This window comes from Marivirga aurantiaca, assembly GCF_016679925.1.
Classification (GTDB): Bacteria; Bacteroidota; Bacteroidia; order Cytophagales; family Cyclobacteriaceae; genus Marivirga; species Marivirga aurantiaca.
In genome coordinates, this window is record NZ_JAEQBW010000002.1 from 539,454 (window position 1) to 564,065 (window position 24,612).

25 protein-coding genes are annotated in these 24,612 nt (G+C 37.4%); 19 read left to right on the plus strand and 6 right to left on the minus strand.

Annotation, left to right across the window (positions count from 1 at the left end):
• Positions 1 to 225 precede the first annotated feature (225 nt).
• The 11 genes from JKA74_RS07695 (at position 226) to argH (ending at position 10,881) form a co-directional block, all read left to right on the plus strand.
• A complete protein-coding gene (locus tag JKA74_RS07695; RefSeq protein WP_236587592.1) occupies positions 226 to 864 on the plus strand; it encodes an SGNH/GDSL hydrolase family protein in 639 nt (212 codons plus the stop codon).
• Positions 865 to 871: 7 nt separating this feature from the next.
• A complete protein-coding gene (locus JKA74_RS07700; protein ID WP_201430581.1) occupies positions 872 to 1,576 on the plus strand; it encodes a hypothetical protein in 705 nt (234 codons plus the stop codon).
• 250 nt (positions 1,577 to 1,826) lie between these two features.
• Positions 1,827 to 2,066: a DUF433 domain-containing protein gene (locus JKA74_RS07705; protein ID WP_201430582.1), complete on the plus strand. Its 240-nt coding sequence runs from the start codon at positions 1,827 to 1,829 to the stop codon at positions 2,064 to 2,066.
• A gap of 111 nt (positions 2,067 to 2,177) precedes the next feature.
• Positions 2,178 to 2,411: a DUF5615 family PIN-like protein gene (locus JKA74_RS07710; protein WP_236587595.1), complete on the plus strand. Its 234-nt coding sequence runs from the start codon at positions 2,178 to 2,180 to the stop codon at positions 2,409 to 2,411.
• A gap of 477 nt (positions 2,412 to 2,888) precedes the next feature.
• Positions 2,889 to 3,632: a GNAT family N-acetyltransferase gene (locus JKA74_RS07715; protein ID WP_201430583.1), complete on the plus strand. Its 744-nt coding sequence runs from the start codon at positions 2,889 to 2,891 to the stop codon at positions 3,630 to 3,632.
• Positions 3,633 to 3,868: 236 nt separating this feature from the next.
• Positions 3,869 to 5,068, plus strand: a complete 1,200-nt coding sequence (argG, locus tag JKA74_RS07720; RefSeq protein WP_201430584.1) for an argininosuccinate synthase — start codon at positions 3,869 to 3,871, stop codon at positions 5,066 to 5,068.
• The gene (argC, locus tag JKA74_RS07725; protein ID WP_201430585.1) at positions 5,061 to 6,029 is read left to right on the plus strand and encodes an N-acetyl-gamma-glutamyl-phosphate reductase; all 969 of its coding nucleotides are present in this window, start codon (positions 5,061 to 5,063) and stop codon (positions 6,027 to 6,029) included. The genes argG and argC overlap by 8 nt, the downstream gene beginning before the upstream one ends.
• Positions 6,030 to 6,366: 337 nt before the next feature.
• Positions 6,367 to 7,317 (plus strand): Rossmann-fold NAD(P)-binding domain-containing protein, encoded by a 951-nt coding sequence (locus JKA74_RS07730; protein ID WP_201430586.1) that lies wholly within the window; start codon positions 6,367 to 6,369, stop codon positions 7,315 to 7,317.
• Between the two features lie 356 nt (positions 7,318 to 7,673).
• Positions 7,674 to 8,453: an acetylglutamate kinase gene (argB, locus tag JKA74_RS07735; RefSeq protein WP_201430587.1), complete on the plus strand. Its 780-nt coding sequence runs from the start codon at positions 7,674 to 7,676 to the stop codon at positions 8,451 to 8,453.
• Positions 8,453 to 9,502 (plus strand): M20 family metallo-hydrolase, encoded by a 1,050-nt coding sequence (locus JKA74_RS07740; protein ID WP_201430588.1) that lies wholly within the window; start codon positions 8,453 to 8,455, stop codon positions 9,500 to 9,502. Before argB ends, JKA74_RS07740 begins: the two co-directional genes overlap by 1 nt.
• Before the next feature lie 35 nt (positions 9,503 to 9,537).
• Positions 9,538 to 10,881, plus strand: coding sequence for an argininosuccinate lyase (gene argH, locus JKA74_RS07745; RefSeq protein WP_201430664.1), 1,344 nt, complete (start codon positions 9,538 to 9,540; stop codon positions 10,879 to 10,881).
• A 184-nt stretch (positions 10,882 to 11,065) separates the two neighbouring features.
• Here argH and JKA74_RS07750 read toward each other — a convergent pair whose 3' ends face one another.
• The 5 genes from JKA74_RS07750 to JKA74_RS07770 form a co-directional block, all read right to left on the minus strand.
• Positions 11,066 to 11,959, minus strand: coding sequence for a cation diffusion facilitator family transporter (locus tag JKA74_RS07750; protein WP_201430589.1), 894 nt, complete (start codon positions 11,957 to 11,959; stop codon positions 11,066 to 11,068).
• 10 nt (positions 11,960 to 11,969) lie between these two features.
• Positions 11,970 to 12,332: a DUF3703 domain-containing protein gene (locus JKA74_RS07755; protein WP_201430590.1), complete on the minus strand. Its 363-nt coding sequence runs from the start codon at positions 12,330 to 12,332 to the stop codon at positions 11,970 to 11,972.
• A gap of 57 nt (positions 12,333 to 12,389) precedes the next feature.
• Positions 12,390 to 12,806: a Fur family transcriptional regulator gene (locus tag JKA74_RS07760; protein ID WP_201430591.1), complete on the minus strand. Its 417-nt coding sequence runs from the start codon at positions 12,804 to 12,806 to the stop codon at positions 12,390 to 12,392.
• Positions 12,807 to 13,017: 211 nt separating this feature from the next.
• Entirely contained in the window at positions 13,018 to 14,127 is a 1,110-nt protein-coding gene (locus JKA74_RS07765) for a hypothetical protein (protein WP_201430592.1), read from the minus strand.
• Between the two features lie 2 nt (positions 14,128 to 14,129).
• Complete coding sequence (locus tag JKA74_RS07770; RefSeq protein ID WP_201430593.1) at positions 14,130 to 15,248, minus strand: SPFH domain-containing protein; 1,119 nt, start codon at positions 15,246 to 15,248, stop codon at positions 14,130 to 14,132.
• Between the two features lie 253 nt (positions 15,249 to 15,501).
• Here JKA74_RS07770 and JKA74_RS07775 point away from each other — a divergent pair, with 253 nt between their 5' ends.
• Positions 15,502 to 15,708, plus strand: a complete 207-nt coding sequence (locus JKA74_RS07775; RefSeq protein ID WP_201430594.1) for a hypothetical protein — start codon at positions 15,502 to 15,504, stop codon at positions 15,706 to 15,708.
• A 94-nt stretch (positions 15,709 to 15,802) separates the two neighbouring features.
• Here JKA74_RS07775 and JKA74_RS07780 read toward each other — a convergent pair whose 3' ends face one another.
• Positions 15,803 to 16,189 carry a VOC family protein gene (locus JKA74_RS07780; RefSeq protein WP_201430595.1) on the minus strand — a complete coding sequence of 129 codons (387 nt, stop codon included), beginning with the start codon at positions 16,187 to 16,189 and terminating at the stop codon, positions 15,803 to 15,805.
• A 527-nt stretch (positions 16,190 to 16,716) separates the two neighbouring features.
• On the opposite strand from JKA74_RS07780, the gene JKA74_RS07785 reads away from it, so the two are divergent.
• From JKA74_RS07785 to JKA74_RS07815, 7 genes are all read left to right on the plus strand, one after another.
• Complete coding sequence (locus tag JKA74_RS07785) at positions 16,717 to 18,204, plus strand: AAA family ATPase (protein ID WP_201430596.1); 1,488 nt, start codon at positions 16,717 to 16,719, stop codon at positions 18,202 to 18,204.
• A 17-nt stretch (positions 18,205 to 18,221) separates the two neighbouring features.
• Positions 18,222 to 18,722: an NfeD family protein gene (locus JKA74_RS07790; RefSeq protein WP_201430597.1), complete on the plus strand. Its 501-nt coding sequence runs from the start codon at positions 18,222 to 18,224 to the stop codon at positions 18,720 to 18,722.
• A 128-nt stretch (positions 18,723 to 18,850) separates the two neighbouring features.
• A complete protein-coding gene (locus JKA74_RS07795) occupies positions 18,851 to 19,540 on the plus strand; it encodes a hypothetical protein (RefSeq protein WP_201430598.1) in 690 nt (229 codons plus the stop codon).
• Positions 19,541 to 19,550: 10 nt separating this feature from the next.
• Entirely contained in the window at positions 19,551 to 20,672 is a 1,122-nt protein-coding gene (locus tag JKA74_RS07800) for a hypothetical protein (RefSeq protein WP_201430599.1), read from the plus strand.
• 11 nt (positions 20,673 to 20,683) lie between these two features.
• The gene (locus JKA74_RS07805) at positions 20,684 to 22,498 is read left to right on the plus strand and encodes an OmpA family protein (RefSeq protein ID WP_201430600.1); all 1,815 of its coding nucleotides are present in this window, start codon (positions 20,684 to 20,686) and stop codon (positions 22,496 to 22,498) included.
• A gap of 64 nt (positions 22,499 to 22,562) precedes the next feature.
• Positions 22,563 to 23,333, plus strand: a complete 771-nt coding sequence (locus JKA74_RS07810) for an ABC transporter permease (RefSeq protein ID WP_201430601.1) — start codon at positions 22,563 to 22,565, stop codon at positions 23,331 to 23,333.
• 4 nt (positions 23,334 to 23,337) lie between these two features.
• Positions 23,338 to 24,165: an ATP-binding cassette domain-containing protein gene (locus JKA74_RS07815; RefSeq protein ID WP_201430602.1), complete on the plus strand. Its 828-nt coding sequence runs from the start codon at positions 23,338 to 23,340 to the stop codon at positions 24,163 to 24,165.
• The last annotated feature ends 447 nt before the right edge of the window (positions 24,166 to 24,612 follow it).

The window sequence follows — 24,612 nt, forward strand, 5'->3', positions numbered from 1 at the left end:
TCAGCCAATGGGGAGGACTTTATAAATTATAATCTAATGTAAATAATCTACTTTTTCGATTAACGTAGCTTTCAGGAGTATTAAATTGACACTTATTCTAAACTAAATCATGATTAATTCTATTTTTGTACCGTATGTTTTACATTTTAGTTAACATATTTGATGAATATTATGAAAACGGCCTTTTTAAGTATATTTTTGTATGTTATTTTAATGAATAACTCAATGAAATTAATGTCGCAAAATAAGGTGTCCTATTTAGCTTTGGGTGATTCTTATACCATAGGCGAATCGGTGGATGAGGAATCCCGATGGCCTGTTGTATTAACCGAACAACTAAATGAATTTGGCTTGGAGGTTGAGCTAAAACAGATCATAGCGACTACAGGTTGGACAACCGATGAGTTGTTGGCGGCCATCGATAAAGGACATGATAGTCTGGAACAATTTGACTTCGGACTGGTTAGTTTGCTTATAGGCGTGAATAACCAGTATAGGGGATATCCTATTGCTCAGTATGAAAAAGAGTTTGAAGGGTTATTGAAAAAATCTATTCAACTTTCAGGTAATAGGCCGGACAAGGTATTTGTTGTGAGTATTCCTGATTATGGAATAACCCCATTTGCAGCAGAAAATAATAAAGACAGTAAAACAGTAACTGAAGAGTTATTTAAATATAATACCATTGCAAGGGAAATAGCGTTAAAATACAAAGTTCATTTTTATGATATTACACCCCTATCGTTGAAGGCGGTAAAGAAGCCAAAGCAATATCTTGCCACTGATCAACTCCATCCATCGGCAAAAATGTACAGTGAATGGGTGGATTATATGGCAGCCGGGGTATATCAACAATTAAAATAATAATTACTTGAAGCAAATATTCATCCTTTTGATTGGTTCAGTACTGGTCTTTGCTTCCTGCAAAGACAGGATGGTTTGTGCTGCCTTTCAGAGTAGTTACATTCTGGATGATCAAAAGCAGGTGGAGAAGTTTTCTTTCTTTCAAAATGATTCACTTGTGCTGGAAGCAAGCAACAATAATTATAAAAAGGATATTTATGGTATGTCAGAACGAAAGTATGGTTACTGGCAAGAACAGAGGCTACTTCTGGTGGATCAAAAGGATGTTTTCAGTGAAGAGATAGATTCTTTATTAGACAAAAGAGATAAAAAACCAGAGGAAATGGCCGAATTCGATATGGATAGTGCTGCCTTACAGAACAATGATACACTTCAGTTTGCAGAGGGTGAAGATGCATGGGACAACACAAAAAGATTCCATTACAATGTGGATTTCGTAAATTATATGGTTTTAGTGGGGAATGAAGTTCTACTGGCACAAGCTGTTGCAAGGGATTCTGCTGAAGCAAGAAAAAGCAGAGAGGCACCTGCTGTGAATGATTCCACACAGAAAGAGGGAGGGTTCCTGAAAGGTTTATTTGGTGGTAAGAAAAATAGAGAGGAGAAGGGAAAGGGCAAACGCAGGTCTGACAATGATGCTGCCGGAGAAGTTAATGAAGCTGTTGCAGTCCCTAAAGAAAACCCCGCTGATTCAGAAGAAGGAGAGGGATAGCAACTACTGTTGATCTTTCTTTATGCCATTGTTGTTTTATACTAGAGAGAAATTGCAAACTTAAATCAGGACTAAAATACAACTCATTCCACCCCTCTTCTGGAGTGGTACACTTCTCTTCAAAAGCACCCATTCTAAAAAATTTAAGTGATATAAAAGTGGTCAGAATAAAAACGAGTTATGCTCTTAGTCAATTATCTCCACTGCCTTCCAAAGAACATTTTTGAAATAAATTGCGTAATTTAGTAATATGAATTGGAATGAAAGGATAGTATCGGACAATAAAGTTCTATTGGGTAAGCCTATCATAAAAGGGACACGTATTTCTGTTGAGTTCATATTAGAGCGATTGGCTTCCGGCTGGACAGAAGAAAAAATACTTAATTCATACCCTCATTTAAAAAAGGAAGACATTCAAGCTGTCTTTGCCTACCTGAACGATTGTGTAAAGGATGGGTTAATGGTTGAAATACGAAAGAAGGCCAGTTAATGACTTTTTTAGCTAATGAAAATTTCCCGGGTCCCAGTATAGAATACCTTAAGAGGAATTAAAATAAAATCAATCGCTCAACTTTCACCGGGAATTACTGATAAGGAAGTAATGAATTTAGCAATGAATGAAAATTTAACTATTTTAACTCATGACAGTGATTATGGTGAACTAATTTTTAAATATGGTTATAAACCTCAAGAAGGTGTGATATATTTTCGACTATTTGAATTTGAGCCTATTGAACCTGCTACAATTCTACTGCAATTAATGGAGACAGGACACAAATTTGTCAATCGTTTAACAGTAGTTGATGAACGCTCTATTAGACAGAGGCCTTATTAATACTTGGAGCAGTAAAAGACAATAGCGATAGAAACTGCTTATTAATATCAATTGTATTCATTAAAATTTTTTCCTCCTAACATTTTGAATTAACAAAATAATTACCGAACCTTTGTCCAATAATTAATGACAAACGAAAATAACATATCAGCTCAACAATTTAACTGCCCTGCTCAAGTGGTAGCTAAAAGTGCTATGGTATTGTCATTAGTGAATTTTTCTGTTCGTCCTAGCCTTAGGACTTTTAGGCCCTAACGGGCTCTATATTTCAGTGTGCCTTACGCAGGTGCCAAATCTCCACCGTATTTTTTTCTTTTTTCAGTTTAGCAATTAAGTTTTTAAATCTTAACGTTAATGTCTTTTTGTTAAGGCAAAACTCCTTCTCCCATCGGAGAAGGATTAAGGATGAGGTTTTGATTTAAATCTTAACAAAAAGACATTATTTCATTCACATTTTAATTTTTGATATTTCGATCAATGAAAAATCATCAAAATGTAATCATTAGCATAGCTAATGAGCAGCATGGAAAGTTTTCTAAAATCATTGCAGATGAAATGGCTTCATCTGCAGCTGCCCGTGGTACAGGTATTGCGCAGCGCACCCCTGAATACATCCAACTAAAAATGGAAGAGGGAAAAGCAGTGATTGCACTTACCAAAACAGGAGAGTGGGTAGGTTTCTGCTATATCGAGGCCTGGGGCCATGGCAAGTATGTGGCCAATTCCGGGCTGATTGTCTCTCCACCTTATAGAGGCACAGGTGTGGCCAGCAGCATTAAGGAAAAAATATTTGAGCTTTCCCGCAAAAAATATCCTGAATCTAAAATTTTCGGATTAACAACCGGCTTGGCAGTGATGAAAATCAATTCAGAGTTAGGCTATGAGCCCGTAACTTATTCTGAACTAACAGACGATGAAGCTTTCTGGAATGGCTGTAAAAGTTGTGTGAACTATGAAATATTAATGGCGAAAGGTAAATCTAACTGCTTTTGCACTGCCATGCTCTACGATCCTGCATGGGAGCAAAAGAAGAAGCCGAAAAAGACCAAGTGGGGCAGACATTTCGAAGGAGAGTTTAGCCTCTTTGAGAGATGGATGCGCATTAAAAAGAAGGTGTTTTTAAGAGAGAAGAAAGCTCAATCTGCTGTAAATAGTAACGAAGGAGGGAAAGCCAAAAAGCTGAACTTCTTTCAAGTTATTGGGTCTTTTTTTAGTTTTTGAATACTCAACATTAGTAAAATTAAAGAAGTGAAAGAATATCTTTCTGTTTCGTCAGGTCGAGCCTCTTTCTCCTTGGGAGAAGGATTGAGGATGAGGTTTTAGACGTGATAGAAAGAAACAGTATTAAATATTATAGTAAACGTTAAACAATAAAAAAAATGCCTCCTTTTCTCCTTGGGCTTGTCCCTACCAATTGGGAAGGAAGATTGAGGAAGAGGCTATAAAACCATCAAAAAATGAATAAAAAAGCATTAGTAGCCTTTAGTGGCGGATTAGATACCTCTTATTGCGTACTCCATCTCAGCAAAGTGCTGGGCTATGAAGTACACACCATCACTGTAAACACTGGTGGATTTGACAGAGAAGAAGTCGCTAAAATCGCAAAAAGGGCTAATGATTTAGGCTCGCAGTCACATAAAACAGTAGATGTTACCCAAAAATTCTGGGAAGATTGCCTGAAATACCTGGTATTCGGCAATGTGTTGAAAAACAATACCTATCCGCTTTCAGTAAGTGCAGAAAGAGTTTTTCAGGCCCTCGCTATTGCACATTATGCCAAAGAAATAGGCATCAATACTGTGGTGCATGGGAGCACTGGAGCCGGTAACGACCAGGTACGTTTTGATATGGTTTTACAAACAATCATTCCGGGTATTGAAATTATTACGCCTATTCGGGATAATAAATTATCTCGTGAGGAGGAGATCAAATTTCTTCAATCGCACAACGTAGACATGGATTTTGCCAAAGCCCAATATTCTATCAATAAAGGTATTTGGGGCACTTCGGTAGGAGGTAAAGAGACATTGAATAGCAGACAGTCATTGCCTGAGTCTGCCTATCCCACTCAGGTGAGTGTAAGCACTGAAAGAACTATTAAAATTACTTTCAAAAAAGGAGAGCCTGTAGCATTGGAAGGCCAGCAGTTCAGTCATACAGTTGATTTAGTGCAGGAGTTGAATAAGATTGGTGGCACATATGGCATCGGTAGAGATGTGCATGTGGGTGATACCATCATCGGCATTAAGGGTCGTGTAGGTTTTGAAGCTCCGGCTCCGGTTTTGCTGATTAAAGCGCATCATTTACTGGAAAAACATGTGCTTACCCAGTATCAACTATCATGGAAAGAGCAATTATCGGTTTGGTATGGAAACAGGCTGCATGAAGGTCAGTTTCTAGATCCTACCATGCGCAATATTGAAAAATTTCTGTTGGATACGCAGGATAACGTAACAGGGGATGTGTGGGTGAAATTATATCCTTACCGATTTGCTGTGGAAGGAATTGAATCAAAATACGATTTAATGTCGAGTGAGTTTGGTAAGTATGGAGAAGAAAATACCGGCTGGACAGGTGAAGATGTAAAAGGTTTCACTAAGATTTTCGGCAATCAAACAGCCATTTATCACCAGGTTAAAAATAAGGCAGATGATTAAAGCAGGAATTATCGGGGCAGCCGGTTACACGGGAGGAGAATTGATTCGGATCTTGCTCAATCACGCTGAAGTGGAAATTGCTTTTGCTGTCAGCGGGAGCCAGGCAGGGAAAAATATCAGTGCGGTGCATCCTGATTTACTGGGAGAAACCGACTTAAAATTTGTGAAGGATTTCCATTCAGACATTGATGTTTTATTTCTATGTGCCGGCCATGGTGCTGCAAAGGATTTTTTAAAGCAGAATAAGTTGGCTGAGCACATAAAAGTCATCGATTTAAGCCAGGATTTTCGTTTGGGAGAATCAATTCAAGGCAGGGAATTTATATATGGTCTTCCGGAATTATTTAAATCAGCGATCCAACAAGCAAATAACATTGCCAATCCGGGCTGTTTTGCCACAGCTATCCAGTTAGGATTATTACCTATGGTAAAACAAGCTTTAGTAAACGATGAGCTGCATATTTCTGGCATCACAGGATCTACAGGAGCAGGTGTTTCACTTTCAGAAACTAGTCATTTTAGTTGGCGGGTGAATAATATATCTACTTATAAAACCTTTGAACATCAGCATTTAAAGGAGATCAAGCATAATTTTAGAAAGTTGAGCAATCAAGTGCCTAATATTTTATTCGTACCTTACAGGGGGCCATTTACCAGGGGTATCTGGATTACATCCTATTTCAAAAGAGATTTAGGAATTGATGAAGCAACCGAAATTTATCAGAATTTTTATCAGGATCAGCCTTTTACTCATGTCACTCAACAGGAGCTGGATTTAAAGCAGGTAGTGAATACCAATAAATGCTTTATCCGTTTGGAGAAAAAAGGAGAACATTTAATTGTAAGCAGTATTATAGATAATCTGATAAAAGGAGCTTCCGGACAAGCCGTGCAAAACATGAACCTGATGTTTGGTTTTGATGAAAGTACAGGACTAAAATTAAAGGCAACTGGGTTTTAATTCATGGCATTCTGACAGCTAGACCCTAAACTTAGCCTTTGGCATAATGCTTTTCCAATCGTCCCCTAAGGACGAAAGCGGGTGGCCTGACAAAAAGGCGAGGTGCGCGTTGAATTTTTGCGTGGGAGCATCTTTTTGTCTTGACTTTCCCCGAAGGGATGCCTTTGGCGTTCTATCTTTTTTGTCAAGAAAAAAGATTAAAAGTAAAATAAGATTGGTAAGGCCACTTTGTAAAAAACAAGGAAGGATATTGATAGATAAGACTGGCTTTCATAAAATAGGTTTACTAATAAGTTTAAATAGATACTCATAGCAAGACCAAAAAATAAATTAATTAATGAAAAATTTTACTTCAGTACATGATGTTCCGGACATCCCCAAACTTGTAAACGAAGCTGTGGAAATTAAAAAATACCCTCTTCAAAACACGACTTTAGGCACTCACAAAACTTTAGGCCTTATTTTTCTCAATCCTAGTTTGCGCACGCGTATGAGCACCCAAAAAGCCGCTTACAATTTAGGAATGAATGTGATTGTGATGAACATGGACAAAGATTCCTGGGCTTTGGAAACCAGGGAAGGAGTAATTATGGATGGAGACAAGGCAGAGCATGCCAAAGAAGCGGTGGCAGTCATGGGTGAGTATTGTGATATTATTGGTGTGAGAAGTTTTCCCGGTCTGAAAGACAAAGAAGCAGATTACAGGGAGGAAATGCTTAATATTTTCTTGAAATATGTTGGAATTCCCGTGGTGAGTTTAGAATCGGCTACCAGGCACCCATTGCAAAGTCTGGCTGATTTGGTGACTATTGAAGAATTGAAAAAAACAAAAAAACCTAAAATAGTATTGAGCTGGGCACTGCATATTAAAGCATTGCCTCAGGCTGTTCCTAATTCTTTTGCTGAATGGATGCTGGCTGCAGGGCATGATTTAACCATTACCCATCCGGCAGGACACGAATTATCTGAGGATTTTACCCGTGGAGCAATAATTGAGTATGATCAGTCTAAGGCCTTAGCGGATGCAGATTTTGTGTATGTTAAAAATTGGTCATCATTCAACGATTATGGTGCAGTAAGTAATCGCTTTCCAGACTGGACTTTTGATGGAAAAAAGCATAGCTTAACCAATGAAGCAAAAGTAATGCATTGCTTGCCTGTAAGAAGGAATGTGGTCATATCAGATGAAATTTTAGATGGAACGCACTCAGTGGTGATACAGCAAGCCGGCAACCGGGTTTTTGCTGCCCAGGCTGTTTTACAAACTATGCTGGAAGAGATGGAGTGATGGGGAGGTGTTTGTATGTTTATAACAAACCAATTGAGATCAAGAAGTTAGATATAAGCAGAAGCCATGCTTAAACTCTCAATGCATAACAACTCGTTCGCCACAAGCGGACGAAAGCGCGTGGGAGGACAAAAATCCGGGCAGAGTAGGCTTTGGTGCTGTTGGGGATATTTTTGTCTTGATTTTTTCTATCTTTTGCATCAAGGCAAAAGATTAAAATAAAGGAAATATATTGAATTTTTACGAGTGCCAATGATTACTCGAATGTGAGGCATTTTATACAAGTAGTTTTTATTTCAAAATGATTTTATTTTCATCCAAATATTAATCTTAATCATAACACTAAACCTACACCTATGAACCCACTCAAAATCATTAAAATAGGAGGAAACATCATTGATGATAAATCTCGATTGCAATCTTTTTTAAAGGATTTCTCTACTATTTCAGGAGCAAAAATCTTAATTCATGGTGGAGGAAAAATTGCTTCAGAACTAGGTGCCAAAATGGGTATTTCACCCAAAATGCATGAAGGGCGTAGAATAACAGATGCTGAAACTTTAGATTTGGTGACGATGGTATATGCAGGCTTAATCAACAAAAACCTGGTGGCACAATTACAAATGCAGCATTCTAACGCAATAGGTTTTTCCGGGGCAGATGCAAATTTAATTACAGCTACCAAACGTCCGGCAAAAGTGGTCGATTATGGTTTAGTGGGAGATGTGGCTATTTCGGGAGTACAAACAGATACGCTTTCAGGTTTACTAAAATTATCACTGATTCCGGTATTTTCTCCGATTACGCATGATGGAAAAGGACAGCTATATAATACAAATGCTGATACAATCGCCTCTGTTTTAGCTATGGCAATGTCAAAATCGTACGAAGTGGAGCTAATTTACTGTTTTGATAAGAAAGGAGTGCTGGAAGATGTGAACGATGACAATTCACTCATCAAGGAAATCAATACAGAAAACTACAAAAGCTTGAAGGAGCGGGGAGCAATTGCGGATGGTATGTTGCCAAAGTTGGAAACTGCTTTTCAGGCGCTCTCGCATGACGTAAAAGCAGTACGAATTGTTCAGGCGGAAGAAGTAGCTAATCCATTAGCAGGAACGTTTATTCAAAAATAATGGAAAATAAATATCTGAATCTTCTGTGCGAATTGATTAAAACACCTTCTTTTAGTAAAGAGGAGCATGCCACGGCTGATTTATTAAGTAATTTTCTTGAAAAGGAAGGTGTTGCAGTTAACAGGTTGCATAACAATGTATGGGCAAGCAATTTACTTTTTGATCCTCTAAAGCCTAGTGTTTTATTGAATTCTCATCATGATACAGTAATGCCTAATGCTGCTTACACAAGTGATCCTTTTTCAGCTGATATTCAAAACGGGAAATTGTACGGCTTAGGAAGTAATGATGCCGGAGGAGCTTTAGTGGCCTTGTTGGCAACTTTCCTACATTTTTATTCGCGTGAGAATCTAAAGTATAACATCATTTGGGCGGGTACTGCAGAAGAGGAAATATCAGGGAAAAATGGACTGGAATTGCTTTATCCTCAGCTGCCACCTATTGAATTTGCTATTGTTGGCGAGCCAACTTTAATGAATATGGCCATTGCAGAAAAAGGGCTGATGGTGCTGGATTGTGTGGCGAAAGGGAAGGCCGGGCATGCTGCAAGGGAAGAAGGAGTGAATGCCATTCACAAAGCCATGGAGGATATTGAATGGTTTAGAAGTTTTCAATTTCCTGAAGTATCAGATTTCCTGGGCCCCGTGAAAATGTCTGTAACAATGATTCAGGCAGGCACCCAACACAATGTGGTGCCGGATACCTGTAAATTTACTGTAGATGTGCGTACCACAGACAGATACAGCAATAATGAGGCACTTGAAATTATTAAAAAGCATGTAGGAAGTGAGGTCATCCCGCGATCGACCCGTTTAAAACCAAGCTTTATTGCACCTGAGCATCCGATTGTTCAGGCTGGTTTAGCATTAGGAAGAACCACATACGGAAGCCCTACTACCTCTGATCAAGCCCTATTGGACGTGCCTTCCCTAAAAATGGGTCCCGGAGATTCTGCACGAAGTCATTCAGCAGATGAATTTATTTACATACAAGAATTTGAAGAGGGAATAGCTTTGTATATTAAAATTTTAGAAAAGGTAGTCAGCTAATCAATTGGCAACCAAACTAAGTAGATATGAAAAAAATGAATAAAATCTGGCAGAAGGCCACTGACAATGATTCTTTAGTGGATCAATTTACCGTGGGGCAAGACCGTGAACTGGATCTTTCACTGGCACGATTTGATGTGCTCGGGTCTATGGCACATATCACCATGCTGGAAAGTGTAGGCTTGCTGACTTCATCAGAACTTCGAACTTTATTGAAAGGCTTAAAGGAGATTCTTATTGAAATAGACAATGGTCACTTTACTATCGATGACGGAGTTGAAGATGTTCATTCTCAGGTTGAAGGACTATTAACAGAGAGGCTGGGGGATGTAGGAAAGAAAATCCACAGCGGCCGCTCCAGAAATGACCAGGTTTTGGTTGATCTGAAACTCTATTTTCGGCATGAAATTCATGAAATTGTAGCGGGTACAGAGTTGCTGTTTAACCAACTGATTGCACTGGCTGATCAGCATAAAGAGAAATTAATGCCGGGCTACACACATTTGCAATTAGCCATGCCTTCATCTTTTGGCTTGTGGTTTGGTGCCTATGCAGAAAGCCTGATTGATGATTTGGAAGTGATGCTGGCGGCATGGAAAGTCAGCAATAAAAATCCTTTAGGCTCAGCTGCGGGCTACGGTTCTTCTTTTCCTTTAAACAGAAAAATGACAACAGAACTCTTAGGATTTGAAAACCTGAATTATAACGTAGTGTATGCGCAGATGGGCAGAGGCAAAACTGAGCGAATTTTAGCTCAGGGTATGGCTTCTATTGCCCAAACACTGGCAAAAATGTCAATGGATGTGACTTTATTTTTAAACCAGCACTTTAGCTTTATCAGCTTTCCGGATCATTTGACTACCGGCTCCAGCATTATGCCTCATAAGAAAAATCCGGATGTTTTTGAATTAATCAGGGCGCGATGCAATCAGCTTTCAGCTTTACCTAATAACATTCAAATGGTAACGCAAAATTTACCTTCCGGCTACCACCGGGATTTGCAGCAGATTAAAGAAATGCTTTTTTCTGCTATTGGGGAATTGAAAAGCTGCCTGAAAATGATGCATTACATGCTGGAAAACATCACTGTCAAAGATAATCTGTTAGCAGATGACAAGTTCAAATACTTGTTCAGCGTTGAAGAGGTAAACAGATTAGTTTTATCGGGTGTACCCTTTAGAGAAGCCTATGTTCAGGTGGGATTAGCCATTGAAAATGGCGAGTTTAACCCTGAGCGAAAGGTGGATCACAGCCATGAAGGAAGCATAGGAAATTTGTGCCTTCCAGAGATTCAAAATGCTTTTATGCAGGTGAAGAAAGGTTTTGGGTTTGAAAAGGTAGAGGAGGCTTTGGTGAAATTAGCAGATGGTGATCGTTGAGGGCTACTATCTGTAGTCTTCAGCAGCAGATTATGGATAGATCAATAATTTAAAGCCTTATTCTGCAAGGAAATGGAGAGTTGATTTTGGTCATGGTTTTGAAAGGAAGTAAATCATAAATGATAATGGAGACCCGGAAGAAGTACTAAACCTAAATCAAATGAAATAATTCATTGTTGACAGTTTATGGCCCATTTTTACTTCCAAGTTCACAAGTCTCTTCATCAAGCTCTGTTTCTACGGTATAATGTTCAAATTGATAATCTTTCAAAAGTGCTTTCACCTCCTTTTTAATCTGCAGCAATTGTTCAAATTTTTTGATATTTTTTAGTTTGATATGCGTGGTAAACACATGCTTCTCTCCTTCCAATGACCAAATATGTGTGTGGTGCAATGATTCAATATTTTTGATGGATAAAATTTTATTTTTCACTTCATTGATATCTATATCTTTGGGTGCTCCTTGTAAAAATATGAATAGTGTATCCCTTAATCTTTTGATTACATTATAAAGTATGTAAATTGTAATTAAAAGGGACAAGGCTGGGTCTAAGTACTGAATATCTTCGAATTTTAAGACTATACCAACTATCAAAACAGCTACCCAACCCAAAACATCCTCCAGTAAATGCCAGGACACTACCTTTTCATTAATTGATTTGCCCCCGCTGAGCTTGTAGGCAGCATATCCATTCACTAATACCCCAATAATGGCGAAAATAATCATACCATCAGCGTCTGAACGTTCTGGCTCCAAAATCCTGCCTATTGCTTCATAAATCACATAAATAGATCCCGCTATCAGCACCAAGCTATTAATTAAAGCCCCTAAGAGTGAAAAACGTGTGTAGCCAAAAGAGAAATCCTTACTGGCACCTTGTTTCGATTTATGGTCCAGGTACCAGGAAGTACCAAGGGAAAGGCTGTCTCCCAGATCATGCACCGCATCTGAGATGATAGCAATGCTGTTGACGTAAAAGCCACCAATTATTTCAAGAATGGTAAATCCTAAGTTGAGAAAAAAGGCAATCTTCAGGTTTTTACCGGACTGATTTTCATGTGAATGATGATGTGACATAGCTTGAGTTTTATGGCTTTTTCATCATTTCGGCTAAATCGGCTGGAATAGTCATAGGTTTAAGTGGAGGTACATTGGCACCTCCGGTATTGCCAACCGGAATAGTACCAACAAAAGATTTTACCCCACCTACAAGTAATCTCGGCAGCTGGCCCACTATTTCACTGAAACTTTTAATTCTGAACCCGAAAACCAACATTAGCCAATGCACATATGTGTGTGGAACAGGGTAAGCCTGCCCTAATATGTGGGCTCTTTCAAGATGGTGCCATGATTTAAGCAGATTTCCATTAACCCACGCTTCTTCGCTTATCTTAAGCTCATTTTGGAAATGGGCCTTTAGGTAGTTGGGCATTACTCTATTTAACTTCATTATTGTTCCATTTTGACCCAAAGGTAAATAACAAAGGAGTGCAATGGAATTGCATTTTTACGCAGTGCATTGATCACAAACCCCATTTACTACAAGTTTAACTTCTTGTTGAATGAAATTAGTAGGTAGGTCAAATTCAGGTATACTGAATTTTTGCAGGCAAAAGGTCCTCTCGCAGCTGTCACAATGAAAGTGAATGTGTGAATCATTATGATCTGTAGTATTGCAATTGGCTTCACAAAGTGCATATTTTGGGGCACCTGTTCCATCATCAATACTGTGTACCAATCCTTTAGCTTCAAATGCTTTAAGGGTTCTGTATAAGGTGATCCTATCTGATCGGTCGAACTCCTCATATAATGCTGATAAACTAATCGCTGCAGATAAGCTATTAAAATAATCCAACACCAGCACGCGCATAGCAGTAGGCTTTATATTGTGCTTTAATAGTTTTTGCTCTAGTGCTTTTACCATTTTTTAAATGCTTTAGTGGGAGGTGTTCTTATAAATTAGCTTTGTAGGCTATTCTTCATAAAGTTTGATATTTTTCCGCAAAAATTCAGGTTTGGTGAAAATCATAAGAACCTCATTGACTCTATATAAATACTGGATTTCCCATTCAAGGTTTCTGCGAATTTCTCTAATTGAGACATTATCTTAAGAATAGCAGATTTTACCTGACTACCTATTTCTTAAAAAGAAAGTACAATAAAGCAATAACAGCTAAAACTCCTAATACAGCAAATACAATTTTGACCACACTCCATGGCCTTTCGCCCTGCACTTCACCCGTTCTGGCATTTACCATGAACTGGTAGAGTTTACCTTTGAAATTGTAGGCGCTTATGTAGGCAGGAAGCAGGATGTGCTTGAATGTAATATTGGAATAAGAGGTGTTTCTGCTTAGTATCCTTTGCTCATCGCCACCAATATCCTGATAGATTAAGGTGGTAATGCTGGAATCCATAATGTTGCGGGCATTATCAAACCCATTTTTCAGATTAATTTGGTATTTCTCAGTGATGAAACCGCTTAAAAATTTGGCATCATATGGAACAAGGTTATTCAGATCCCATGGTTCCAGTGCAGTCACCTGTTTTTGAGGAAGAGATTGGGAAGCCGGCACGAGCACATCATCGAATAAATGATTAATACGGCCGGAAACAGGATGCCATCTGGTTTTACGAACTTGTCTTGTTTTAGTAACGGATTTGCCGTTTTCAGTAGTGGAATAAGTTTCACTTACATAATAATGGGTACCTCGCTGACCAATATAAGGCGTTTCGGTATCTGAATCATAAGTCCAGAATGGTAGATAAACACCTTTAAAATGATCAAAAGACAAGGCTGCCTTTTTCAATGCATTGGGTGCAAACCAGAGTTTTTTGATCCAATTCCTGAAAGATTTAATGGCTTCTTCCTTCAGGATTTTAAAAGGTAGCAGACTTTTGGGTTGTAAAATATTTTCCAAATGTGCATTACTAACAATTAAGGGAGTATCGCAGTAGGGGCAATTGGAAGAAGTTATGTGAGGTTCCAAAGAAGATTCGGCAGCACAAATTGTACACTTGACAATGTTCACGGACATCTGGTCCTGCATATCCGATTCCTTGTCAAAAAAGGATTCAAAATCCATTTCCTCAATGATATCTTCCGATTGTGGGATATCATTTTTGGCACCACAATATTCACAGATCAATTCTGTGGAACCGGGCTTGTATTTTAAATCTGCTCCGCAATCAATACAGCCAAAGGTATCGGTAATGGCAACCGGATTATTTGTTATGTTATCCATTATTATTCCTGCGGAGGAAGTGGTGGGGGAACGCTTCCGAATAAATTATAAAATTCATTTATCTGACCGGCCGCTGTCCAATTGTTCATCCCTTGTTTCCATACCAGGGAATCTTTAGTGAGCTGGTGTTGAGCAATCATTTGTTGCAGTGTGGCCATGTCATGAGGGCCGGATTGCTGGCCATTCACTACTACATGAAAAGCTGTCTGATTGGGCACCGGGGGAGGGCTTCCTGCGGAATTTGGATTATTTGTTTGATTCGGCTGTTGTTGCGTGAATGATTGGCCCATCTGATTGGCCATAGCGAAACCCATTCCCATGCCCATTCCTGCACCGGCAGTTCCGCTTTCATTTTCGGCCGCTTTTTCCATGGCTTTGGCCGCTTTTATTTTAGCAAATTTGTCCAAATCTATAGTGTTCAATCTGCTTAATTCAAATATTTCTGTCTTGATTTCGTCCGGCATGGAAATATTCTCTATCAGAAAATTAGTCAAATCTATACCATAGGTTTTGAAATCTTCCTGCATAATGCCTTTTACCAACCCGGATATTTCATTGGTATTGGCCGCATATTTCTCCACAGGTAAACCAGCTTCCCCAATAGCATCTGTAAAGCGGGTGACCACCAAACTACGGAGCTGGTTACTGATTTCCTCAGTAGTAAAATGACCATCAGTACCTACAATTTCCCTGATAAAGAGGGTAGGATCATTGACTTTTATCACGTAGGTACCAAAAGCTCTTATTTCCAACATACCAAAGCGACTGTCGGAAAGAGTGATGGGATTTTTAGTACCCCATTTTTGATCAGTGAAATTACGGGTGCTTATGAAATAAACTTCTGCTTTAAAAGGACTGTCAAAACCATATTTCCATCCTTTTAGGGTGGAAAGAATAGGAAGGTTCTCAGTAGTAAGCGAATACATGCCGGGCATAAATACATCGGCAATTTTGCCTTCGTTTATAAATACTGCAGCCTGTCCTTCACGGACAGTTAATTTCGCGCCATTTTTAATTTCATTGTCGTGCCTTTCAAAACGATAGACTAAAGTATTGTTGGAATTATCTGTCCATTCAATAATATCAATAAATTCACCTCTTAAACCTTTAAAGAATCCCATATTTCAAATTTCCTGTTGAGTAAGCTTCCCCTTTTATCCAATAAAAAAAGTGAATTATTAGATGAAATAAAAGGAAAACACCAAATATGTAAGAACTCTATCACCTAAAATAGCCAGGGGCTGATTGGTTAATTTTCACTACTCCTTAAGTATGGCTCTTTTTGAGTCAGAATGTCCTTTTTATTTAAGAAAAGAGATCAAACATGAATGATACTTTTTCCGTAAATAAAAAGACAAACAAAACTTAAATGTGATGGAAATAGCAAAAAGAGCAAAAGAGGAATTGGAACATAGAGTGAGTGATATAGAAGCCTTTATTAATAGAAGAGGACTGGGATCTGGATATCTGAACAAAGCGAAAAGAGCTCAGCGAAATATAAATATTGCTTTGCTCGCAGTTGGAGTAATTACTGTTGCCGGTATCACTATTTGGGCATTGAGGAGTGGAGAAGATGAATAATCGCGTGAGTTAACATACATCTTATAGTCTTCTTTTATATTATTATGTCTATATCAAACCGAAAAAGCATGTTCTTTGGCATTATTTTGCTATTTCAGTTTTGAGTAGAGATAGACCATGTGTTTCCGGCAAAATCTTTGAATGTGCCTCTGCGATCAGGATCACCTTCTCTTTCTTTTGGTTTTTCTACTGATTGACAACCTGCATCAATCGCCTTCTGAAAAGTTTGATCTACATCTTTCACATAAATATGTAGCATTAATTGATTTGGTGGATATTGAACGGAGGAATTTCCCATCATCAAAACAGAATCATCAATTCGAAGTTCAGCATGCATGATGTTGCCATCAGGTGTGTCGTAACGTCTCAATTCTTCCGCATCAAAAATCTGCTTAAGTAAATCAATTAGTTTTTGGGCTCCATCTACCACAAAATAAGGAGAGACAGAATTATATCCATCTGGTTTGTAGTTGTTTTTCATTTTGCTTTTATTTTAGGAATCAATGCATAAAGTGTGCGATGGTATTTGAAATGTAACTAATCTAGTAGATTTAATTGACATTTAAAATATAAATAAAAGAATGCTGAGAACTAAAAAATACTACTTGCTCCTTTCAGTGATTCATCAATGGTATAGTGTTTATTCATTTGTTTTTTGGTTACTGATTCTGGCGTGAGTTTCATAATTCTTCATGCTAAGCAGATCCAATCTGCTATGTGCCATTTAACCAAAGCGCCACGAATTGTTATCACATAATCTTGATTGCCCGTATTTGAGCCCCAAGCCCCAGGTAATCCAGCATTTTCAAAGCATTAGGTTCTATTATAATTCCGCTCTCTTGTCAGTAGTTGGCGTTTTGGGCAATCCATTATCATTTTACGACCAACTACTACACAGATAAGAGAATTATTATTTTCATATACTTACCTAATTTTGATCAAATTTTTGTAATTATTATTATATTGCTGACTTAGAATTGATTTATTATTATAGTTAGCTACTTCTGAATGAAAAATGAAATCAACTCCAATTCCCCTAAGGTAAGTGCGGAGTTTGTCAATATACTTAAACAAGAAGTGGTTAAATCACTCTCTATTTGCAGGCAACTCAATTCAGATAAGGAATTTAGTAATATAGTAGCTCAATTGGCAAATGATAGTCATTCGGCTTCCCATTATAAAGCAGAGTATGTTTTAATGGCTGATATATTGCAGGTATATAATGATTATCTAAAAGTATCTTCAGGAAATAATGCCAATGAATCAGGAGCTAAATTTATTCTTATCTACTTATATGAGATGATTCAGGGAAAAGATTTAAGTACAATTTATAGCCTGGAAAAACTCAACGCGCTTACTACTTCTGAACAGTTTGATAAGAACATACAGCTGATTAGGAATACTTCATTTATTCAAGCTGTTAAAGCTATGGAAGGAGAATTGATGCTTTCTTCAGTATTAGCCAAAATGAAAAGTGAACTTTTGCCTGGCCTTGTAGGAGTCATCAACAGAATAGCCTCATTAATGGTGAAATCAGATGGCAGCATTACCAAAGCAGAGGAAGAATTTTTAAAGCAAATACTGGAAAAACTTAATCATCCCAAAATTATCATTTCCCACTCTGATTATAAAGGAATTCCTGAAAATGACACTCTGGAAATAGTGTTGGATGAGCTGAATGATCTAATTGGTCTTGATGGAATAAAAGGTAGTGTGAATAATTTGACCAATTTTCTGAAAATACAGAAAATCAGAGAAGAAGAGGGGCTGAAAACTACTAAAAATGCTCTACACGCTGTTTTTATGGGGCCTCCCGGAACAGGTAAAACTACAGTAGCCCGATTGCTTGGGAGAATATATAAACATTTAGGTTATCTAAAGAACGGACATGTTGTTGAAACAGATAGGGCTGGCTTAGTGGCAGGTTATGTAGGACAAACAGCCATTAAAGCAGAAGAAATAATCAAACAGGCCGAAGGAGGGGTGCTCTTTATTGATGAAGCTTATTCCCTTTCATCTGGCGGTCTTAATGATTTTGGTCAGGAGGCCATTGAGATATTGCTCAAGAGGATGGAGGATAAAAGGAGTGATTTAGTAATAGTTGTGGCAGGTTATCCGGATGAAATGGAAATCTTCATTCAATCTAATCCCGGCCTTCAATCAAGGTTTAATCGCTATTTTGAATTTGATCATTTTGAACCGGAAGCATTGTTGGAAATATTCAAACTGTATGTGACCAATGCTGATTTTGTGCTAAGTGAGGATGCTGAAGAAAAGGTGATGGCAATTATAGAGCGGGCTCATGAAAAGCGACATAGAGGATTTGGCAATGCCAGAACAATGCGGAATTTATTTGAAAAAATTATTGAAAAGCAGGCCAACCGTATTGTAATAGTTACTCCTATTACTAAAGAAATTTTAATGACCATTACAGAGGAGGATGTACCAGAGGTATTAAAAGCTGTAGATGAAATTATTTTATTTGATCAGGAATAAAACTAAACAGAAAACAAGTGACTATACAAGATCTCATTAACTTCCTTTCAGAAAGCCAATACATTATATTAGCCTATTTCTGTATCCTATTTATTGCTACACTTATACTTTCAACAACTGTTAATCGCAATAATTTTAACAGACTTAAATATGTGGCTAGTGTAATAGTTTATGGGGTTTGTATTCCAGGGATTCTTGCTGCTGTGCTTACTTTTTATATGTTTTTTATATTGAGTGCTAATCTGCTGGAACTAAATGTGATGATTTATTTCCTACCAATCATTTTTATGGTTTTAAGCTTATTTATATTGAGTAAAAAAATAGGAATGAAAGCAATTCCTGGTTTTGGAAAGCTCTCAGCCTTGATGATTTTAATAGGTACATCATTCTTTATAATTTTCGTCTTGCAACGTACCTATTTTGGAGTAGTATTTCTTGGAGGTATCATACAATTACTCATAGCATTTGTCTGCTTGTTTTTAATCCTGAAATATGCATGGTCCAGACTTATTAAATAACCTTCTATCGATATTAAACGCAGCAGTACTGAATAAATACAGCATTAACTGAATTTCTGACAAGAAAATGATATAAATTTGATTTTTTATATAACAAATTAATTTCTATTTTTGAACAATATATTACTATGTCTAAAGAAAAATTCGATTGGAAAGCTCTATTTGTAAATGTTGACAAAAGTCAAGTAGAGGAAGATTCTAAAGCTAAAAAAGTAGTAGAGAAGGCCAAACCTTCCCAAAATTTCCCTGATTCTCCTAAAAGCACTACACAATTTCCGAAGGTTACACCAAAACAGGATTTAAGTGAATCTGTATTGGCTTCTATTATTGAAATGTACGAAGCTGGCTTTGAAGGATTAAATCAGCCGGGTTATGATTTTTATGAATTTTTTAAAGCCATTCAATCAGTAGGTTCCAATGATCCTCAGATGTATAAAATGGCTCTTACAATGGCTCAAAGTGTTGACTCAAAGATCACTAAAAGTAGCCTATTAGAGCAATCCGATTTTTATATAGCGGAAATTGAAAAAGTTCATCAGAAGTATGAAGGCCAGGGAAAATCCAAGAAAGAACAAATTCAAAATGCTCAAAAAGTAAAAAAAGAGAACCTTGTTGCCGAAATTTCTTCTTTGGAGAAACAGCTAAGGGATATACAAAATCAGATTAGCAGCAAAAAGAAGGATTTGCAGTCAATTGATATAAATATGCTGGCAGAAGTTTCAGAAATAGATCAAAAAATCACTGCAAATGATGTGGCGAAATCTAAAATTCTGGACACTATAATGGTAGTAGTGAATGGAATAAATAAAAACATATAATTTTATCTAAATGGATAAACAACAATCAAAAAGCCATGTCTTAGAGCTACCCATTCTAAAACATTTTAATGACGAAAAAGGAGAGATTTCCTTAAACCCTAAAAACTGGAGAAGCGGAGAAAAGGGGCTTAACGCATTATTAAAAATAGCTCTTTTCGGAGGCTTAGGCTATGCTGCATGGGTGTATATACTCCCCCCATTATTTACTGCCCTTGGGCAAATTATTGCATTGGCAGGCGTGGCAGTTTTTCTGATATTTTTTGTAATGATGCTCCCAGTCATTTTTAAAGGTTTAAGGAGCGTTACCAGATCAATTCACAAATCATTGATCAGACATGATCCTTTTGGTGAGTTACAGGAGCAGAAAATGAAAATGCTTAAGAACAGAAAGGTTTTTGTTGATTCAAAAGCAAAGATCAAAGCCTTAAAGAATACGATGGAGTCTGAAGCATTTCGGTCTGAAAAAGAAGCAAAAGAATTCCAGGATCAAGTACTTTCATTACAAAAGCAAGCACAAGGCATCAAATCTCAGATGGAAGCTATATTGAGTGAAAAAGGCAATGCAGGAAAGGATACAGATGAATATGTAGAACTTCATAGCAATTTGGCGAAAAAACTGTCCCAGTCACAGCGGATTTCACATCAGCTGGAACAAAGTAAGAGCTTTGTGCAGAAATATGGAAGTAGAGCTAATATTATGGGCAAGTTGGATCGCAAACTTACCTTGGCCGGAACAGCAATAGACATTAAAATTTCTGATTTTGAGGTAACCATTAAAATGCTTGAAAAGGAATATGAATTTGCCAAAACAGCCAAAGCTGCCACTGATGGGGCTAAATCTGCTATGCTTTTCACAAAAGATTGGGAGCTGGAATACGCACTTGATGTGGTAACAGAAACCATTGCGATGGATATTGCCAAAACGCAGGAGAATCTATCTGATATTGACATGTTAACCTCAAAATATGATGTAAATAGTGACGAGTTATATTCTCAACTAGATACGTTGGCAGATAAAATTAAGACAGGAGATGATTTTATTCCTGAATCAAAAAAATACAATAATCCTAATTATAGATTAACACAAGAAGATAAACAAGCCGGAGGAGGATTCGGTAATATGTTTGATTAAAAAAGAAAAAAATGGGAAAGATTTTACGAACATCAAAGTTAACAACCTTATCAGAATTATTAATTGTAGTAGTAGTAATTGGGGCTATCCTTGCCTCAATTTATTTTTATTCACCTGGCCTTATAGTTGGTGAGGCGAAGCAATTAGATAAGCTAAATATTGATAATAAAGAAGTAAACAATATTACTTCGACAGAGAAAATGCCCCTGCCATCTACTAAGAGATCAAGCGAAGTAGATGATAAGCCACTTGTAAGGATTGCCGCTTATGCATGGAATGCTCAGTCAGGTATAATTGTATCTAATGGAGGAGCAAGAACCACAGCCGGATCATTAATGGAGAAGAATGGGGTTAACCTTGAAATTGTAAGACAAGATTGGCTTTCCGAACTTCGGAATATGCAAATGAAATTTATTGAAGAATTTGACAGAGGTGAAGAATTTCCTGATGCTGATAAAAGTGCTTTTGCTATTATGATGATGGGAGATGGTGCACCATTTTATATTAGTACCATGCAACAGGCTTTGAATGATAAATTTGGTGTTGATAAATACCATGTTCAGGTGGTTGGAGCTGTAGGTTTGAGCTATGGAGAAGATAAATTAATAGGCCCCCCGAGTTGGAAAGTTGATCCTAAAAGTATGAAAGGTGCTTTGATATCTACTGTTTTGGGTGATGGTGATTGGGTAACGGCTCTGAATTACGCTTTTGCCAACGGACTTAAAGTTAACCCGGATGTAACTACTTATGATGCTGAGGCAGTTAATTTTTATCCTTCTCAGGATGATGATTATATAAAATCAGCCGAGGAACTAATCAAGTCGCAAAAAGCAGGTTGGACAGTACCTTTAAAAGAGGTAATTAATGGAAAATTGACCGGTAAGGTGATTAATAAAAAGATCGATGGTTGCGCAACATGGACGCCAGGAGATAAAATGGTGTTCGATGAGCTAAGTGGTTTTACTGATATCGTTTCTACAAAGGAATTCAATAATCAAATGGCCACTACAGTGATTGCTGTAAAGGAATGGGCTGTTAAGCACCCGGATATTGTAAGTAATATTTTAAAGTCAGCTTTAACTGCTTCCAATCAAATGAAGCAGTATGATGAGTGGAGTGTGCGTGCTTCTGAAGCTGTTGCATCAACTTACGAATTGGAAACGCCAAAGTACTGGTACGATATGTTCAAGGGGCAAAAAGGTACTAAAAATGGCATTGATTATAACATGGGAGGCTCAAGGGTTTTTAACTATGCCGATGTAATGCAATATTATGGTATTACTGATGGAACGAACAGATACAAAGCGGTTTATAACCAGGTTTCTTCTTATTTAAGTGAGCTGAATCCATTTGGTTTTAATGAATCAGTGAAGCGAATTATTCCTTATGATGAAGCTGTTAATCTTTACTTTATAAAAAATATAAATGACATTGATGCCGGTTCTGCTTACAAGGCTGATTATAGCCAGGTTGCTGATGAAGTAATGGCATCCGGTGAGTGGAATATTAATTTCCAAACAGCAAGTGCCAATATTTCACCTTCTTCTGAAGCTACTTTAGAAACAATTTATAACCTTTTAATTCAGGCAGAGGATACAAAACTTAGGCTTGAAGGACATACCGATAACGATGGTTCTGCTGAAATGAATTATGATTTGTCTCAAAAAAGAGCTCAATCTGTGGTTAACTTCTTGCGTGGCAAAGGAATTCCACAATCACGTTTCCAAAGTGTTATAGGTAAAGGCGAAGATGAGCCTATTGCCAGTAATTCTACTAGTAGTGGGAAAGCAAAAAACAGAAGAGTAGTTATCAGTTTACTGAAATAAATCACTCACCAAGATAGTCTCTCCTTTTATTTAAGGGGGAGCTGTTTTTTTATAAGATAAGCTGATGAAGTATTTAGTTAAACCATTCGAAGATGTAGGTAAGAACACTGCCAGAATGATTGTGATTTTCTGGATTGGTGCATTGCTTCTTATCTGGTTTTTAACCAGTATGGGTGAAAGGCATTTATTTCCTTCCCCACAGCAGGTTTTAACAGGTTTTGTGGAATTATATAATGAAGGATTGGTAGTACACATTGCCAGTTCATTATGGTTATGCGTCATAGCTATATTTGTAGCAATCATCATATCATTGATACTCACATACCTATCTACTATTCCTGTAATTAAGCCAATAGCCATTGCTGTAAGTAAATTAAGGTATTTGCCGCTTACCGGGATCACTTTTTACCTTGCTATACTTATTAGCAATGCCAGAACAATGCAGATTTGGGTGCTGGTTACTTTTATGAGTACCTATTTAACTACTTCTTTATTAAGTATGGTCAACGCAATAGGTGAGCAGGAATTTGATCATGCCAGATCGTTAAAGTGCAACAGATGGGAAGTATTATGGGAAGTTGTTGTGAAAGGAAGAATTGATCATGTTATTGAGGTTATCCGTCAGAATCTGGCCATAGTGTGGATGATGCTGGTAACAGTGGAGTCAATTCTTGTTGCAGCCGGTGGCTTGGGATTTCTTATTAAAAACTCTGATAAATTCATGAACCATGGGAGAATTATAGCTTTGCAGATTGTTATTTTAACGCTGGGCTTATCTATAGATTTTATCTTGAGCTTCATTAGAAAAACATTTTTTAGATATTCAAAGATTTAGTTTGATGAGTTATAGCAAGCATAATACCTTACTCTATGTTGAAAACCTAAGCGTGGCTTATGGTGATAAAGTAATTATAAAGGATATCAACTTTGTTGAAAAGGATGTTGTAAGAGAAGGCAGTGTTACCGGACAGGTAATAGCATTTGTAGGTCGTTCAGGCCGGGGTAAATCCACGCTGTTCAGGGCACTTACAGGCTTGGTAAAACCCACTACAGGCAAAATTTTGATAGCAGATACCTTAACAGATGGAGGAAACGATGCCAAAGAAGTTGAAGAAGGAGATGTTGGATTTGTAGATCAAAAATACACTCTCTTTAGAAATAAAACTGTCTATGAGGCTTTATTATTTGCGTTGAGAAACCAGAAGATGACAAAGGAGGAAAAACATGACAAAATCATGAGTTATCTGTCTGAATGGGGACTTGAAAAAGCAAAAGATCAATATCCCAATGAATTATCCGGGGGGCAAAGACAGAGAACAGCTATTATTGAGCAAATATTTTGTTCCGGGCATTACATGGTGCTTGATGAACCTTTCTCAGGGCTAGATGTAGGAAACATTGAAGATGCCAAAAATGCCTTTAACCTAATCAGCTCTCTTCATTCATTTAATACCATTATGTATTCCACACATGATATTGAATTGGCTGTTGAGCTTGCCGATAGTATTTATGTAATTGGCTATCCTACAATTGATGGTGAACATGCTCATTATGGTACAATAGTGAAGCATTTTGACATGAAAGCATTGAACCTGGCCTGGAAAGAATTTGGCTTGGGGCATTTAGAAATAGTAAAACAAATAAAAACTGCAATGTTAGCTTCTTAAGCAATACCGCTTCAGTTTATGTGATAAAGATCTGACTATGAATTAGTCGGATCTTTTTTTATCAATACGACATTCTTACTGGAAATCCCAAAAAGCATAAAATTAGAGTTGTCTTGTTAAATATTTCGATGTTCAATAACCAAATGATCTTCGCTATAATCGGGCGGGCTGGCCGACAAAAAGGCGGGGAGCGCGTTGAATTGCAGCGTGGAAGCATCTTTTTGTCTTGATTTTTTGTTTCTTTTGTATCAAAACAAAAGAAAGGAGAAGAAAATATGGTTTTAAGAGGTGTGAAATTTAAGTGAAAACCTCAATATTCAGTAAAACTCTTAATTTTTCGAGATTTCATAGGCGAATTTAATTCTTGTATCTCCTGATTAAAAGAATCTAATTTTTAAATGAATATTTATTTTTCATGAGAAGCCTAAAATTAAGCTTTCAACCTGG